General features: G+C 55.6%; 15 protein-coding genes and 1 pseudogene. 10 read left to right on the forward strand and 6 right to left on the reverse strand.

Annotated elements, in window-relative coordinates; genetic code table 11:
- Nucleotides 1-13: 13 nt before the first annotated feature.
- Nucleotides 14-1,048 (reverse strand): glycosyltransferase, encoded by a 1,035-nt coding sequence (locus ACZ5ZH_RS17225; RefSeq protein ID WP_464773335.1) that lies wholly within the window; start codon nt 1,046-1,048, stop codon nt 14-16.
- A gap of 545 nt (nt 1,049-1,593) precedes the next feature.
- Between ACZ5ZH_RS17225 and ACZ5ZH_RS17230 the strand changes: the two genes are divergently transcribed.
- The 9 genes and pseudogenes from ACZ5ZH_RS17230 to ACZ5ZH_RS17270 all read left to right on the forward strand — a co-directional run bounded on the left by ACZ5ZH_RS17230 (nt 1,594) and on the right by ACZ5ZH_RS17270 (nt 11,505).
- On the forward strand, nt 1,594-3,384 hold the full coding sequence (locus ACZ5ZH_RS17230) for an FkbM family methyltransferase (protein ID WP_464773336.1): 1,791 nt from the start codon (nt 1,594-1,596) through the stop codon (nt 3,382-3,384).
- Between the two features lie 221 nt (nt 3,385-3,605).
- Complete coding sequence (locus tag ACZ5ZH_RS17235; protein ID WP_464773337.1) at nt 3,606-4,739, forward strand: hypothetical protein; 1,134 nt, start codon at nt 3,606-3,608, stop codon at nt 4,737-4,739.
- Nucleotides 4,740-4,931: 192 nt separating this feature from the next.
- Nucleotides 4,932-5,669, forward strand: coding sequence for a hypothetical protein (locus ACZ5ZH_RS17240; protein ID WP_464773338.1), 738 nt, complete (start codon nt 4,932-4,934; stop codon nt 5,667-5,669).
- A 90-nt stretch (nt 5,670-5,759) separates the two neighbouring features.
- A complete protein-coding gene (gene gmd / locus ACZ5ZH_RS17245; protein WP_464773339.1) occupies nt 5,760-6,794 on the forward strand; it encodes a GDP-mannose 4,6-dehydratase in 1,035 nt (344 codons plus the stop codon).
- 96 nt (nt 6,795-6,890) lie between these two features.
- The gene (locus ACZ5ZH_RS17250; RefSeq protein WP_464773340.1) at nt 6,891-7,790 is read left to right on the forward strand and encodes a GDP-mannose 4,6-dehydratase; all 900 of its coding nucleotides are present in this window, start codon (nt 6,891-6,893) and stop codon (nt 7,788-7,790) included.
- Nucleotides 7,791-8,146: 356 nt separating this feature from the next.
- Nucleotides 8,147-8,334, forward strand: a pseudogene (locus ACZ5ZH_RS17255) (transposase); the annotation flags it as partial.
- 233 nt (nt 8,335-8,567) lie between these two features.
- On the forward strand, nt 8,568-9,455 hold the full coding sequence (locus tag ACZ5ZH_RS17260) for a replication initiator protein A (RefSeq protein WP_464773341.1): 888 nt from the start codon (nt 8,568-8,570) through the stop codon (nt 9,453-9,455).
- Between the two features lie 471 nt (nt 9,456-9,926).
- Nucleotides 9,927-10,772 (forward strand): helix-turn-helix domain-containing protein, encoded by an 846-nt coding sequence (locus ACZ5ZH_RS17265; protein ID WP_464773342.1) that lies wholly within the window; start codon nt 9,927-9,929, stop codon nt 10,770-10,772.
- 385 nt (nt 10,773-11,157) lie between these two features.
- A complete protein-coding gene (locus ACZ5ZH_RS17270) occupies nt 11,158-11,505 on the forward strand; it encodes a hypothetical protein (protein ID WP_464773343.1) in 348 nt (115 codons plus the stop codon).
- Between the two features lie 89 nt (nt 11,506-11,594).
- On the opposite strand, the gene ACZ5ZH_RS17275 is transcribed toward ACZ5ZH_RS17270, so the two are convergent.
- Complete coding sequence (locus ACZ5ZH_RS17275; protein ID WP_464773344.1) at nt 11,595-11,912, reverse strand: hypothetical protein; 318 nt, start codon at nt 11,910-11,912, stop codon at nt 11,595-11,597.
- Nucleotides 11,909-12,604, reverse strand: a complete 696-nt coding sequence (locus ACZ5ZH_RS17280; RefSeq protein ID WP_464773345.1) for a nucleotide-binding protein — start codon at nt 12,602-12,604, stop codon at nt 11,909-11,911. The genes ACZ5ZH_RS17275 and ACZ5ZH_RS17280 overlap by 4 nt, the downstream gene beginning before the upstream one ends.
- Nucleotides 12,605-13,035: 431 nt before the next feature.
- Between ACZ5ZH_RS17280 and ACZ5ZH_RS17285 the strand changes: the two genes are divergently transcribed.
- A complete protein-coding gene (locus ACZ5ZH_RS17285) occupies nt 13,036-13,209 on the forward strand; it encodes a hypothetical protein (RefSeq protein WP_464775263.1) in 174 nt (57 codons plus the stop codon).
- A 178-nt stretch (nt 13,210-13,387) separates the two neighbouring features.
- Here the strand turns inward: ACZ5ZH_RS17285 and ACZ5ZH_RS17290 are convergent, their stop codons facing one another.
- The 3 genes from ACZ5ZH_RS17290 to ACZ5ZH_RS17300 are packed head-to-tail and all read right to left on the reverse strand — an operon-like array spanning nt 13,388 to nt 15,995.
- Nucleotides 13,388-14,035 (reverse strand): ABC transporter ATP-binding protein, encoded by a 648-nt coding sequence (locus ACZ5ZH_RS17290; protein ID WP_464773347.1) that lies wholly within the window; start codon nt 14,033-14,035, stop codon nt 13,388-13,390.
- Nucleotides 14,032-14,829 carry an ABC transporter permease gene (locus tag ACZ5ZH_RS17295; RefSeq protein ID WP_464773348.1) on the reverse strand — a complete coding sequence of 266 codons (798 nt, stop codon included), beginning with the start codon at nt 14,827-14,829 and terminating at the stop codon, nt 14,032-14,034. Before ACZ5ZH_RS17295 ends, ACZ5ZH_RS17290 begins: the two co-directional genes overlap by 4 nt.
- A 2-nt stretch (nt 14,830-14,831) precedes the next feature.
- The gene (locus ACZ5ZH_RS17300; protein WP_464773349.1) at nt 14,832-15,995 is read right to left on the reverse strand and encodes a KpsE/RkpR family capsule polysaccharide export protein; all 1,164 of its coding nucleotides are present in this window, start codon (nt 15,993-15,995) and stop codon (nt 14,832-14,834) included.
- Nucleotides 15,996-16,013: the final 18 nt, after the last annotated feature.

Genomic DNA, 16,013 nt, shown 5'->3' on the forward strand with positions numbered 1-16,013 from the left:
TTTTTGTGCTGTGTTAGAGCGTGGGCTCCCTCGACACCGCGCTGATTAGGGCGCTGGCTGATTCGGACCAGCTTGACCGAGGTGTGATGATTTCGATTTTGCCGGCACGAATTGCGTGAACCCAGGCACGGATAGATCGTGCGAGCGTTGAGTGATCCGCATTTGCGGGAAAGTGATAGACACCATTTGCGGCAAAGGTGTGAAAGATAGGAATATCGCGTGCCAATACAGGTTTGGTATAACCAAGTGCCTCGAGCAGGGGGAGGCCGAAACCTTCCGCATAGGAAGCGATAATCACCCCATTACAAGCCTTGTAGAATTGGGAAAGCTCCAGATCGTCCACGTCATCAAACCAGAATAGTTTGTTGCCAAACTCGATGTGATTGACGATTTTCTCGCAGAGCGCTTCAACGTGCCAACCTTTGCGGCCGACTAGGACGAGGCGCTCCTCGACGCCCCCATCCCAAAGCCGGTCGAAAGCCTCGATGATATCGACATGACCTTTGCGTGGCTCAACAGTCCCCACCATCAGGACGAATGGCTCGGTGAGGTCAATCCGTGGAGGAACACCTTCTTTTTTCGGTGCTTGAGGCGAGGTAGCTGAACTCTGGATGCTGTAGCCCATAGGTAAGACTGCCGCATCGTAGCCTTGAGCAAGGCCAAATTCCATTGCCAGTGCTTCCGCCAGTTCGAAGCGTGTTTGATCGGAATTGCAAAGAAAGCCGTCAGCAGTGCCCGCGAGGATGCCGAGCCAGGATCTGTAGCGGATGACTGTATTGCGGGAAAACCAATCCGGCCGCTGTAGCGGCAGAAGATCGTGAACGAGAAACCAAAGCCTTCCACCATCGCGTCGAAAGCGCCTGAGTTGAGTTCGATTGCCGCGGATAGCGTCTAGTGAATAGTCGAGGCCGACAAAGATATCGCCAGGCTCTGCTCTCATTTCATTCTCATCACTGCCCGAGGCTCGTTCCGGCCAAGCTATTATTCGATAGGGGCGATGCTTGGTGGCGGATACGAAGCGGATGTCCCACTCGTCAAGTTTGCGCAATGCTAGCTCAAAGGCGAGCGAGCGTACAACGCGCTGGATGCCCGTCCCCGCGTCATTCTCGCTAATTACCGACACGTCGATGAAAATTTGCCGTCGTGGTCTCTCAGACGCGGAATTATATGTGCTGTCGTGTCTTCTACGACGCAGCCTTGTAACTAGGCTCCGAAGCGGTACGTTGCTCAGAGCTTGCTCCATTCGATCAGGAAGTAGGTCAAAGAAAGGCCGACTTTTTGCCGGCAGTCGGAAGCGGAGGAATTTAGGGGAGCGCATAATCCTGAGATCAAACTGGAGAGAGGGTAAGAGCGATAAGGGAGTGCGCCAGCCTGCACAAATTCGCATTGGCGTCAATCGAACTGGGTTTGCTTTTCAGCTTGCATTGCTCTCCGATGCGGGAAAGGAGAGCGCAGCGGATGTCTTAGATGCCGGCGTGCCGGATTGCGGGAGTGTCCTTCATTTGGGGTGTAGGCGGTGCGTATGAGGGGGGCGAACACAAATTTCCCTTGCGCAGGAGTGCGCCGGCAGCTCGGTTGCGGAGTGATAAGGGTATGAGCTTCACCAGCTATGCTCAGAATTTCGAGGATGTCCGGCTGTGGCGCGCATTCTTTGACGTTGAGCGCGGGCGGTACCTCGATATTGGATCCCAGGATCCTGTGCAGGACTCGGTCAGCTTGGCCTTCTACAAGCTCGGCTGGCGCGGCGTTCACGTCGATGCCTCTCCTATATATGCTGAAGCCATGCGGAATGCCCGTCCAGATGAAACGGTGATCGCGGCAGCTGTGAGTACGACGCCAGGATTGCTCAACTTCTGGAACATTGATGATACCGGGCTTTCGACAGGGTGCGTGGATATCGCCGAACGCCATGCTCAAGCGGGATGGCCCTGCCGCGAGATCATAGTCCCAACTATCACCCTTGCAGAGATCTTCGAACAAATGGGTACTGACCCAGTGCACTGGATGAAGATCGATGTTGAAGGCATGGAATCGGACGTGCTCACCAGCTGGGGCGCGCACCCAACCCGTCCTCAAGTTCTGGTGATAGAAGCGACGGCGCCGCTAACACAGAATCCTACTGACTCTGAGTGGCAAGATATGGTCGTAAGCCGCGGCTATCGCGATGTGCTATTTGATGGCCTCAGCCGCTATTTCGTTCATGAATCATGCGCAAGCCGTGCGGAGCGCTTATCGCGAAGTCCCAATGTGTTCGACGATATAAATGTCACTTCGACTCATTTCACGGCCCGTGCGCTAGTGGCCGAAAACGTCGCTGCGCTTGACAGTGCCGAACGCGAAGTCACGACCTTGCGGCAGGAGGCACATGCGCTTGCCGAAGCTCGCGATCAAGCCAAGTTGGAAGCCGCTGCATTCAAGGGCCAGATTCAATCTGACGCTGTTGCGCACGCGGCCTGGGTCGCTGACCTCAAGGCGACACACAGCGATACTCTTGAAAAAGTCGCGTCCGCACTGGAAGCCCGGGCAACGGAGCTGGCGCAGGCCATGGGGCACCAAGCGGACCTCAAGCATGAAATTGGACGGCTTGGCGACGCGCTTGATGTCAGTGATAGGCAAATAGCGGTGCTTGAGGCCGCGTTGACCGCGGCTAATGACCAAGCAATCTCGCACAACGGAAGGCTACAAGCTGAAATCGATAGGTTGAAGGATCACATCGATTGGCGTGAAGTGCAACTACGGCGTGCGGTGGAGTTGCTAAATGCCTCGCCGAAAACAATCCCAGGTTGGCCGGGCCGACTGGCACGGAGGCTCGGGAAGCTGACTGGCCGATCAGTCGATGCGCACTTCATTGCCCACGCAAAGGCGGTAGACGAATGGAGGGCAAGCTTGCTCTTCGATCAAGGGGAGGAGGGAGTTGTTGCGGTGCAGGAGGCCATGCGAGCAGTTAACGTTACGGATTTGCTGGCCCGCGATGATGCTGAATTCATAGGCTCTGCCTACAAGACAATTCTTGAAAGGGAACCGGACCCCGAAGGTGCCCGCCACTATCTGTCGCGCCTGCGCTCAGGTTGGCCCAAACTTTCTATCCTGATGCAATTGCGCAATTCGGAAGAAGGTCGCCAAGTGACCGCGCTGTTGCCCGGTCTTGATGCAGCAATCTTGCGCTATCGCCTTGCAACAGTGCCGGTGCTCGGCCCAGTCTATCGTCTCTTGACCGGTGCGACAGGATGCACCGCGCGCGAACGGCGGATTTGCGCCATCGCTAACGACGTGGGCTCAGTCCGCACGGAGATCGCTGGTCTCCATAACAGGTTTGCGGAATTGAGTTCGCAGGTGGCCGCGCTTGTCGAAGAGATCCGCACCCAAGGCCCTGAACGGGGTTGACGCCATTACCGCGTAAAATGTGACGCCAATCAACAAATAGAAATAAAAGGGCATGTCTCGGTCGATCACATTCTAGGGAGGAATGGAATTCTCCAACCTTGACTTACTATCCATCGTGAGTATCGAGATTTCGCCAATGCGCGCGAAGACAGAGACTTCCAATTGTTAAATTGTTCGAGGCCGATATGGGGTGGCTCTCGAAGGTGTTAGTGGAGAATGGGATGCCTGAGACTGATTCTAATGCCTTGGTTGCTCAAATTCTTTCGTCGTACCTCTCCAACAATACAATAGAGGCAGATGCCCTCCCGGCAGTCATTGAATCGGTTAAGCGGGCTTTCTACGGCTCTGAGCAGACATCGCCAAAAAGAACGGACGACGCACTCTCGGCCAATGTCTCGTCAGGTGTTGTCGCGAATCCGCCTGAAGATTATGCCATGCTACGGCAAACTGTGAAATATTTTGGATACCAATTGGCCATCCAGCTTGCCGCAGATCTGCCTATACGAAATGGGCTGGAGCGCGCACGCATTGGATTGAATTGGAAACCTTCAACCCAAGAGGATCTTGAAAGCGATTGGGTGGCATATTGGCTGGGCGAACTCAAGCTTCCAGTTATCTTTCATAGGAAGCTGTGGGAGTATGCCTATGTTCTACAAGCGATCTATGAGCATGGAGCACTTCGGCCGGGGGCTAGAGCGCTCGGATTTGGTTGCGGAGAAGAGCCCATAGCCAGTTATCTCGCTTCGCAGGGCGTCGACACCCTAGTGACTGACCTCGAGACAGAAATCGCCAAATCTGTTGGATGGCTCGATAGCAATGAGCACAGCTCTACGCTTGAGTCTTCATTTAAAGGAAATTTGGTTGCTCGTGCCGTTTTTGATAAACATGTCAAACATCGCTTCGTCGATATGAATTCAATACCATCAGATCTTGTTGAATATGATTTTTGTTGGTCAATATGTTCGATGGAACATCTTGGATCGATTCGTCATGGGCTTGATTTTGTTATCAATACAATGAAGACATTGCGATCCGGAGGAATATCTGTTCACACTACGGAATTTAATTTCAATAATGATGAACAGACGCTTGATAACGACCCCCACTGCGTTCTCTTTCAGAAAAAGCATTTTGCACAATTGGCTGAGGAATTAACAAATAAAGGATACGAGGTTTTTCCTCTTGATTTTTTTGTTGGAAATAAGCCTTTAGACAGCTTCATTGACATCCCCCCCTATGGTTCTCACTGGCCGGAAGGACAAGGCGCGGGGCAATCAATTGTCACAGCACACATCAAGTCGGCAGTTGCGGGCTATGCAAGCACTTGCTTCGGCATCATTGCAAAAGTCCCGTAGGCGTTTTAATTTTTCCGGTCGATGGAGCGTGACTGTATCCGGCCGAACTGCTCGCCGAGGTCATTTTCGGCAAGGTCGGCCTACACTTATCTTTGCATCGTTAGAGCGATGCGCTTTGCGCGCGAAGGCTTCACTGATGACGGAATGTTCAAGGAACTGGTGGAAGCGATGTTTGCGCTGTAGAGGGCGCTCATGACCCGCTTTGCCATCGTTTCCGCGCCCAGAAGCGGCAATAGCTGGGTTCGGCGGGTGCTGTGTGATGCATTGGGCATCGAGGAGGACGCACAGCATAATTATCTGGATTTTAGAGACATGCCCGATGTGATCGGCATTCAAATCCATTGGCCCAGAGAGCCCAATTTCCAGAAATTCTTGAAGGACAACGGGTTTCGTCCCATTGTGATGCTGCGTCATCCGCTCGATATTTTGTGCTCGGTCATGCACTTCATCCGGCATGAACCTGCGACGTCGCGCTGGTTAGAAGGCAATACTGATATTCCGTCCGATCTTGTCGGGCAGGATCCTGCATCCGATGCATTCCTGCGCTATGCTACGGGATTTGGTGCCGAAACCTTGCTGTCGCCCTCCTATCAATGGTTTCATGACCCGGCATCGATCCTGTTCCGTTATGAAGACGGCGTCGTCAGAGGGGCAGAAGCGTTCTATGACAGTTTTCAGTGCCTGAGGTTGGCGCCGGGCAGTATAGAGCGTGCGCTTATAACGCATGATCTGCGTGTGTTTCAGGCGCTGCCCAATAAGCATGGCTGGCAGGGGAAGCCTGGCTTGTGGCGCGACATTGTGCCGTCTCACCATGCACAGCGCATCTATGAGCGTCACAAGACACTTTTTGATACGCTGGGTTATGACGTGCCCGAGACAGAATTGGACGTCGCCTCAGCGCGAGGCAATTGGGCGAGGCTTTGTTGTTAGAGTTGCATCTGGCGCGGGGATCGACGACACAGCCGCACGGATCTCGCTGTCTGGCCTGAAGCCAGCTTTTTGTGCCACATGAGGGGAACTATGAAGACTGCGATAGTAACTGGAATTTCCGGGCAGGACGGAGCGTATCTGGCTGAATTGCTTCTGGGCAAGGGATACAAGGTTTACGGCACATATCGCAGGACGAGTTCGGTGAACTTCTGGCGGATCGAAGAGGTTGGCATTGCCAATCACCCTAATCTGACGCTAGTCGAATATGATCTGACCGACCTGTCGTCCAGCATTCGGCTTCTGCAGACCACCGGCGCCACCGAAGTCTACAATCTTGCCGCGCAGAGCTTTGTCGGCGTGTCGTTCGACCAGCCTGTCACAACGGCCGAGATCACAGGTATCGGGCCGCTCAACCTGCTCGAGGCGATCAGGATCGTAGATCCCAAAATCCGCTTTTATCAGGCCAGCACCTCGGAAATGTTCGGGAAGGTCCAGGCGGTCCCTCAGGTCGAGGACACGCCTTTTTATCCGCGAAGCCCCTATGGCGTTGCCAAGCTTTATGCCCATTGGATCACAGTTAATTACCGTGAAAGCTACGATATTTTCGGTTGCAGCGGCATTTTGTTCAACCACGAAAGCCCGCTGCGCGGCCGCGAGTTCGTGACCCGCAAGATCACTGACAGCGTCGCCAAGGTGAAGCTGGGCAAGCTCGACTGCCTTGAACTGGGCAATCTCGATCCCAAGCGCGACTGGGGCTTTGCAAAAGAGTATGTCGAAGGCATGTGGCGGATGCTTCAGGCGGATGAACCCGACACCTATGTTCTAGCGACCAACCGAACCGAAACCGTCCGCGATTTTGTGAAGATGGCTTTCAAGGCGGCTGACATCGACGTCGAGTTTTCCGGTAAGGAGGATAATGAAGTCGCGATCGATACCGCCACCGGAAAGACGGTGATGCGGGTGAATCCGCGCTTTTATCGTCCGGCTGAGGTCGATCTCCTTATCGGCAATCCCGAAAAGGCGACCAAGAAGCTGGGCTGGAAGCCCGAAACTACGCTGGAGCAACTTTGCAAGATGATGGTCGATGCCGACATCGTCCGAAACAGTGCGAACGCATCCTTCTGATCTCCCTGACGGGGCTAAGGCGATGACAGGGAACGTGATGCCCTGCGGCGCGTACCGCCGCCGGGACCTCGCATCATCCGTTATGGTGAGATGGCTATGAGCAAGATATTGGTTACCGGGGCAGACGGTTTTACAGGTCGCCATCTGACGGCATTGCTGGCGGAGCGCGGGCATGAAGTCATCGGTATCTCACACAGCGCCATCACGATTCCGGTGGAGGGGCTCGCGGCTTCGCATAAATGCGATCTTACCGATGCTCAGGCTCTAAAGGACATTCTAGCCATGGTGCGGCCCGACAGGGTGGTACATCTAGCTGCCATCGCGTTCGTGTCCCATGGCATTGTCGAGGACATATATTGCACCAACATAGTGGGTACGCGCAACCTGTTGGAGGCGATCAGCGCCGCTGGCGGCGTTGAAGCCGTGCTTCTCGCCAGCAGCGCCAACATCTACGGCAATCGCGTTAGCGGCGCGATCGATGAAAATGTGGCGCCGGATCCTATCAACGACTACGCTGTCAGCAAACTTGCGATGGAGTTTGTAGCCCGCCTTTACCAGGATCGATTGCCGATTATTATCGCGCGGCCCTTCAATTATACCGGGGTCGGGCAGGCCACCAATTTCGTTATCCCCAAGATCGTCGATCATGTCCGCCGCAAGGCCACGACGATCGAACTGGGCAATTTGGACGTGGCGCGTGATTTTTCAGACGTGCGTGATGTCGTGCTCGCCTATTTGGCTTTGCTGAACGAGCCCGGAGCCATTGGCCAGATTTTCAATATCTGCTCGGGCGAGGCCCTTTCCCTGCGGGATGTGATCTCGATGATAAAAGGTATCTCGGGCCATGATTTCGAAGTTACGGTCAATCCTGCCTTTGTTCGCCAGAATGAAGTCAAGATGCTGTGGGGTGACCGGAGCAAGATCGAGCACATGACCGGACAGCGGCCGGTTTACACCTTGCGTGATACGCTGGAATGGATGCTAAGCGACCAATAGAGTTCGCCGCTTCTATCAAAGTCGCGTCGCATGGTCACGAACGACGCTTGGTTCCCGCTATCCAAGAGTTTCTTCGTGTCGAGCGAACCAGTTTTAGATTGGAAACCAACTTCTGTAAATTCGGCTCCTTAAGAGAGGCGTCACATGAAGCGCAAGCGGTGTTTTCAGCGCACGTGTCCATGCCATGAGTTCGCCGGCAGCGTTGCCGGGATGACCTGTGACTAATTTTGGTGAGCGTATCACTCAGTCAGACGTGCGGGTTGATACCAGAAATCTTGCAGTTCTCGATGACCTTCTCGACGAAGACGAGATGACCTTAACGCTTCCGGGTGCGGCGCCCGCAAACGCCTCCTACTGCCGCCAAGGCAATCCACACACTCGCTCCGCCGATCGAGACGCTCCGCAAAAGCCGTGACTTCGCCGCCGGCTCGGCCTGGCACTGTGCCAACACTCGACCGGCGGAAAGCAGCGGTTGGGCAGCATCTCGAAAATGGGAAAGCCGATTATCCGGCGGTTGGTGATAATTGGAGGCGGTTCGATGGTACGTCAGGCGTGTCGATTGGCGGAAAAATGGCCAAGGCGCGAGCATTGGGCGGCATGAGGGCAAAACCATTGTTAAAGGTGGCTGGCCGAAGGGGGCTTGCAGATAGAACCCCCCTTCGACAAGGCTGCGTTTCCATGAGGTGCAAAAGTCCAGAGACGATGCGCACCGCAGTTTGATTCGTGCTTTCGAGTAGAAATTGCCAAAGCGGCATAATGGGCAAGGAACGATCATAAATGGCCACCCCGCAGGGCGAACTGTTCAAGCTTGACAGCCCGCTGATCGGCGAGATCCGCGGCGAGCGGTCGCTGATGGCCTTTCCCTTCTTTGCGCTCAGCAAAAATGCCTGGATGAAGCCTCTCGCCTACGCGACCCCCACCGTGTCTATCGAGGTGCGGCCGAGCGCCCGGGGCGTTGCGACCATCTATGACAAGGAAATCGTCCTCTACATCGCCAGCCTCATGGCCTCAAAAATCGATGAAGGCGCGGCGGTTTCTCAGGATTTCACCTTCACCGCCCACGACCTGTTCAGCGTCACGGGCTCCAATCATAGCGCCCGTTCCTACTCGCGCCTCGCTGATGCGCTGGAGCGGTTGCAGGGCACGCAGATCAAGACGAATATCGAGGCTGGGGGCGAAGGCGAGGACGGTTTCTTCTCCTGGCTATCCGAAGCGCGGCTGCAATATGCGCGTTCTGGCAAGGGCGAAAAGCGGCTGAAGGCAGTCAAGGTTCGGCTGTGCGATTGGCTGTTCCGCGCTATCCTGCGTGACCGGCAAGTGCTTGATTATGCGTCAACTTATTTTCAGCTTGGCCCGATTGAGCGCCGCATTTATGAGGTAGCCCGCTCGACCTGTGTCGATGGCGAGCCGCTGGAAATGGACCTCCAGACGCTGAAACTCCAGATCGGCTTTCAGAACCCGCTGTCCAATTTCCGCATCGCCATGCGGCAGATCGCGGCGGCGAACGTCATCCCCGACTATGACATCAGCCTGATCGAAGACGCACCGGCCGAGGACGGTCCCCGTAAAGTGGGGCGCAGGCCTGCCAAGGCGCGGGTCATCCTCTCCCGTCGGCCGCAGCCCAGCCATGAACTGATGATCGAGGACCAGGCCGAAGAGGTCTGAGAGCCCCCTTCCCTACCGCCTATCCTTGAGCCTCCCTGATTCGCGCCTGCGTTTCTTCGAGGCGGTAATTTCTACTCGAAAGCACGAATTGCGCCGGTCTAATTCTACTCGAAAGCACGAATCGAAGCGCAATTCTTACTCGAAAGCACGAATCAAACGGGGTGAATTTTCGCTTTCCTACTCGAAAGCACGAACCGTAAAGCCTTCCACCACGCGGATATTGCTGCGAATATGTTGCAGCTGGCCATGGGGGCTGAGCGCAGGTGAATGAAGGGGTGGCTGTGACCACATAATAGAAAGCCCGGCACGAAGGCCGGGCATCCATTTGGGTAGTGGAGCGACGTCGCCAAACGTCGAACCGGGATCTAACACTCCCTCCTCTCTACGCCAGATCGAACGCCGTTTCAAGGATGCGCGCTTCGCGCCACGGTATCTTTTTGTCTGGTGACGGCCTTCCGCATGGAGGGACGAATGGGAACGCTTGGCTTTAGCGAGGCGATGGTCGGTGCGCTCGCCGCTGTAAAATCGCCCGGAAGACAGGGTGGCGGCCGCAAGGCGAGGTCCGGTGCGCCGCACCCGACCGGCGCACCAGTACTGCGCGATAGCGTGGAAGCGGGCACGTTCGAACATGTCTTCTTCGTCGCCCCGGCCAAGGGAGAGACTGACCGCCTTTTGCGCGCCGCACGCCGCATCCTCGACGCGGGCCGCCAGCTGCGCAGCGAAGCCCGGCGCGACGGGCGGGAACTGACCCCTGCAGAGCGGTTGCTAACGACGCTCACCGCCGCCAGCGTGCGGGTTTTCGAGGAAATCCTGACCCTCGCCCGCCTCAACAAGGGCCGCGTCTTCCCGAGCTATGATCATCTGACGCAAGCGACCAGCCTTGGTCGCGCCACCGTTGCCCGTGCTTTACGTATACTGGAGGGGATCGGCTTTCTCGTCCGCCAGCGCCGCTTCAAGCGCGTGGAGGGCGATGGCCCCGGTCCTCGCTATGAGCAGACCTCCAACGCCTATCGCGCCTTCCTGCCTAAGATCGTCCAGGCTTATCTGCCCCGCTGGATGCGCCCTGCCCCGATCCCTGACGACGAACTGCAACGCGAAGCCGAGCGGATCGAGGATATGGAGCATATGTGCGCCCGGCTTTCAGCGCACGAGCAGGCGAAGCTGAATGGCCCTCTCGCCAAGATCCTCGCCCGTCTCGGCGCCGCGATAGATGCCCAAGAGCGTGAGTCTCAAAAAGAACCTCAACCGCTACTGAATTCATCTATTAAAGAAAACAACGGAGTTGGCCTACCCGGCCAACACGATCATTCGACATAACACCTCGCCCCACCATCTTTCTCCCCCTCTAAATTACACCCACAGCGCAAGGTCAGAACGCGCCGCGGAGCGGCGCGGATGCTCCCCAACGGGAGCAGGCGGTTAGGGTATTTCGTCGATCAGGCCTTGTGCTGCACAGTAAGTCGTAGGGGGGGCCTAGCTGGATACCAAAAGGATATCAGTAGCTATCAGATAGCAGCATGGTTTGCCATTTCGAAGCCTAATCACTTGGAACTTATCGATTTCGAAAGTCACGGTATTGCCGAGGTGATTGTGCTGTCGTCGGTAAGCCGGGCAAGCACCAAACAGCCTCGTACACCTGGGCACCATCAATGGGGCGCTGAGCTTTGCAGGCGGCAGCTTCACGATTGGTGCGGGTTCTGCCGTGAGCGGTCCTGTCATCGCCAATGGCGGCGATGACCCGCTGATCCTGGCAACGGGCGACATCGACGTAGCGCCCCAGGAACTGCCCCTCGCGGGATTCACCGGCTTCGAGCGGACCCGGCAGGACAGCGGTACGGTGGCCCTCTCGGGCGATTTCACCACGGGTGAACTGACTGTCGCGGGCGGCCGTTTCATCGGCCCTACCGGATCGGTGCTCAACGCGCGCTCCATCCTCGTAAACCAGGGCGCGACCTTCGGCAGCGCAGGCCTCTTCATCGGTGTGAACAGCGAAGTCGGCGCAGAGAGCAGCGGCCAAAGCGAGACCGTGGTCTTCAGGCTGCGTTTCTAGTTCAGGGTAAAGATAGGATAGCTATAGGATATCTATAGCTATCTTAGCCGCTACGTTTTAATTGACCAGTTCACTCATTAATCGCGCCTTCAGGCCTTCCGCTTCTCATTTAGCGCAGCCAAGGCCAGTTCCAGCACCGCGCCTAACGGAAGATCCATATCGTCGGCAATGCTGTAGAGCGCCGTGATCGTCTCCTCAGTTGCCTTGATGTTGATCTGGCGATTACGCCCAGTGGTATGACGCCTAGGCTGACGCGCCGGGGCAGGGGAGGGCGCAGCCTGAGCCTTCCGGCTCGGAAACCCACTTGCCTGCGCAAGTTGGTCAATCGCCTCTGTCGCGACAGGGCGGGAGGGGCTTTCGGGGGCGAAATCGCCTAGGTCGCCAAAGGGATTGGCCCTGCTCATCATGCCATCTCCGTCTTGGTTGCAGTCGCGTTTCGGCCCTGTCGCAATCGTTCGATCACCTCGACCGCGAACTGCTCGGCATTGACGATCGCCTTATCGAGATTGGGCACATCCTTCTCGTCCAGATCTTCCAGCGTCTTCTGGAAGGAGAAGATCGCCCGAAACGCCTCCCGCTCATGCAACTGCGTCGCGAACACCGGCACCCCGGCATCGGTTAGACCGGTCTGAATATGTCCCATGGTGCGGGTGCGGATGATTGGGCTGGTGCGGGTGAGCAGTACGCCGAAAGGGACCGCTCTCCCGGTCATCTTTTCATGCTGCTTCAGAACCTTGATCGCGCGACCTGCTTGTTCGGCGTCGAGTTGTGATCCCTGCATCGGGATCACGACAAGATCGGCTTGGCTGATGGCGAGCAGCACGATTTTAGCGGCCGTCCCTTCCAGATCGACGATGACGAACGGCGTCTGTGCGGAGGCTTCCTCAATCCGGTCAAGAATATTGTCCTCATCGACGTCGGCAACGATCAAGAGATTTTCGGGGATCTCGGCCTTCTGTCCCCAAGCCCGGATTGGATGGTTGGGATCGGCGTCGATCACCGTCACTTGCGTACCACGCGCGATCTCCGAGGCGAGTAGGAGGGTAGCAGTGGTCTTGCCGACACCGCCTTTTGGACTGACGAACGCGATCGTGGGCATGAAAAGCTCCCTTTTCCAGATACTGTCTAGCTATCTGGTATCTCGATAGTCAATAGGTACTATATGGTACTAAGATGGTTGGTCGACTCACGTATGATATCCCATAGCTACTGAGGCGACGGTCAAATGGAATTTCCGCTTTTGCTTTGTTCCCTTTCTTCAATCCGCTATCGCAGCCAGCCATGCAGTCGAGCCGGACAGAACTTGATCCTATGAAAGCAGCCAGGTTGTGGCTGGCGCTGTCCATTCATTGCGATGCCTTCCGGATTGCTCTTTAAGCCTGCCTGATAGCCTCTGGTGGCGGCTGCGTCGCAAGGGGCTTCGTTCCGGCAGCCAGTTGACATGTCTGCTCGCCGCATCCCCTCGCGCGCCGTCACGTCGCGATCATGCCGAAATCTGACAGTACTTTGAGGTGTCCAACCGTGCAGGCGATGAAGGATGTGGCAGGTGGCAGGGCGGACACCGGCGCCCTGATCAGCTATTTCAGTTGGCAGGATAATGCGTGGCCTCGCGAGGCACTGAAGATGGCCTACACCTCCAACTATGATGTCAATACGTCAGAGGGCAACGACAAGGAACTATTTACGCCGCGCTGCCTGCCATGATCGCTCTACATTCGCCGCCGATATGATACCGCTTCTCCGATAAGCAGCATAATGCCGAAATGCCGGATAGATTTGCCAATGGATAGTATGCTGACTTTGAAATCGAGATCGTTAGGTGTTCATAAAAATGATATTAAGTATAATTTTAGGAGTATTTATTATTATAAGCAAATAGTGATTATAAATGTGAGTAATTATCAACTGCCAAATTTACGTCATCATATTTACTTAGTGATCCTCCATGAAGGATCACTGCACTATTGCAGAATTCCCTCATAAATCCCATATCATGCGAAGCGATGATCATCGCTCTATCTTCGCGCTTTTCGAACATTTCTACTCGGCATTTTTGCTGAAAATTCTGATCGCCAACTAAAATTATTTCATCGATCAGATAGCATTCAAATTCTATCGCCAGCGACAGGGCGAAGGCCAAGCGTGCGCGCATGCCGGAAGAATAGGTTTTCACCGGCATCTTCAATTGGCTGCCGAGTTCGCTGAAATCCTCTACAAACGCGCGGATGTCGGTATAATCGCGTTTATAGATTCGCGCGATGAAACGCGCATTGTCATAACCGGTCAGGCTACCCTGAAAGCCGCCTGCAAAACCCAAGGGCCAAGATACCGACATAGTACGGGTAATCTTGCCCGAGGTCGGCATTTCGACGCCGCCGATTAATTTTATCAGCGTACTTTTGCCTGCGCCGTTTCGTCCCAGCAAGGCTATGCGTTCGCCCCGACTGACGGTCAGGTTCACGCCATCGAACACCTGCTTGCGCCGGCCGCCATGTGAGTAGGATTTTTTAATGTTGCGGCAAATGATCATTCGACGGTCAGCATACGGCGCACGCGACGACACAGGATGAGGCCGATCATTATAAAGATGGCAGAGCAGACGATTGGATTCCAGGGATCATAATAAGCAGTGATCTTGTCCCCCCAAATCCCTTTCCGCATCATCTCCATTGCATTCACGAAAGGAGAAAAAAGCAAAAAATTCTTAGCGGCGGGCGTCACCCACGACACCATGTTAAATGCTCCTGAAAAGGGGATCATGATGTAAGTCGTAACAGGAATAAATTTTTCTACCGTCTCCGATACTTCAGAAAGCGGCGCTAGAATGAGGCATAGAGAGAAGCAGAACAGGCCATATAGCATCCAGCCTGCAATCAGCAGTCCGATATCGGAAGGTATGGGAAATTCGCCAATTATGATCAGGAACAGGGCTATAAACAGATACGCCATCATGCCGCCGACAAGTTCGATTATGAACCGTGCCATGATGAAATCGACAACCTTGATTTGGCGATGATAGAGTAGGCTTTGATTGACGGTAAAAGCCGCCACGCTCCGCGCAACGCAATGTCGGAACAGGGTTAGCGGAATATAGCCCGTCGCTACGAATGCGATCACGCTGACCCCATGTTGGGTGGCGCCGTGGGTGAAATGCCATAGCAGCCCGACAAGTCCGGCGAACATCAGGGGCTCAGCCATGATCCAGAGAAAGCCGATATTTTCTCGCCCGAAGCGGGTGATCAGTTCGCGGACCATCAAGGCGTGGATGACTCGAACCTGCACGGCCCAGCTACTGCGCAGTTGGTGTAAGCTGCCTTTTGCCATGATCAATCTTCTGGCGCATGCTCAAGGACGCCGATCATGAACATCCAGGCGATGAAATAGAGGCACAGGGATGCGGCGAACACAATTAGGATGTTGAGGAAGCGCTTGGGGAGAGAGGGTGTGTCGGGTGTATTAGGGTCGACCACACGCTCCAGATAGAATTGCTGGCGCAGCGCTTCGGCGCGTGCCTGGACCAGGGCAGCATTGGCTGCCGTCAGGCTTTCGGTTGCGAATTTCTCCTCCACCACAAGATCCTCATAACCGCCCATCTTCGAGGCGATGCCGCTGCCAGTGCCCACGACCCGGCTGTTCTGAGATGCAATCTGCACGGAAATCGCGCCGATGCGATTGCGGAGCGCCGGGATGGAGGGATTGTTGGGGGTAAGGCGCTGCATCAGGTCGAGTTGTGCCTGAAGTGCGGCCCGTTCCGCGATCATGGTGTTGGCGATTTCCAGCACGCCGCCCGCCTGCTTGGCCGGATCGATCAGCGCCTGGGCGTTGCGATACTGCGCTAGCGCAATCCGCGCAGACCTGGCCCGCTGGGTTGCGAGTTCGACCTGCTTCTGCGCCTCGGCAATCCCCTTGCTTTGCGCGCGGGTGTTGAGCCGATTGACCAGCCCCTCGCTCAGGTCCAGCAGCTGGCGATTGATGACATAGGCGTCTTGTGGAGTGAATGCCTCGACCTTGATGATCGCGGTGCCCGCTTCAGCGTCCAGGCGCGCATCGACCCGCTTGCCATAATATTTGAACAGGCTTTCAAAGCTGTTGTCGGCAAATGGCTGGGGGAAGCGGCTCAGAAAATCAGCTTGGGGAATCGAGAATTTGTCACGAACGTGGATGGCCCGCTCCAGCGCCTCGAGCGCATCACGGGAGCGGACATAGGTCAGCACCTCGTTCGTCTGCTCGTGCCCGCCGGACAGGCCGGTTGTCTGCACCAGATTGGCCAGCGTCGACATTTGCGACCGCTTCTGGTCTGGGCTCTTGATGACGAAGCGGGATTCCGAGACATAGACGTCGGAGGCAATCAAGCCATAATAAAGCGCCGCCAAAAGGGTGGGCAGCGCAACCATCAGCAGGAACCAGCGGCGCTGCTTGAGCCAATGCGCTACGGCGGAATGCTGGGCGGGTGCTTCGGCCTCGACCGGGAACGAGGGATTGACGTTCATAATATCTTTGCAGCGCCT

The sequence above is a fragment of the Sphingobium sp. TomMM7A genome (assembly GCF_055397305.1).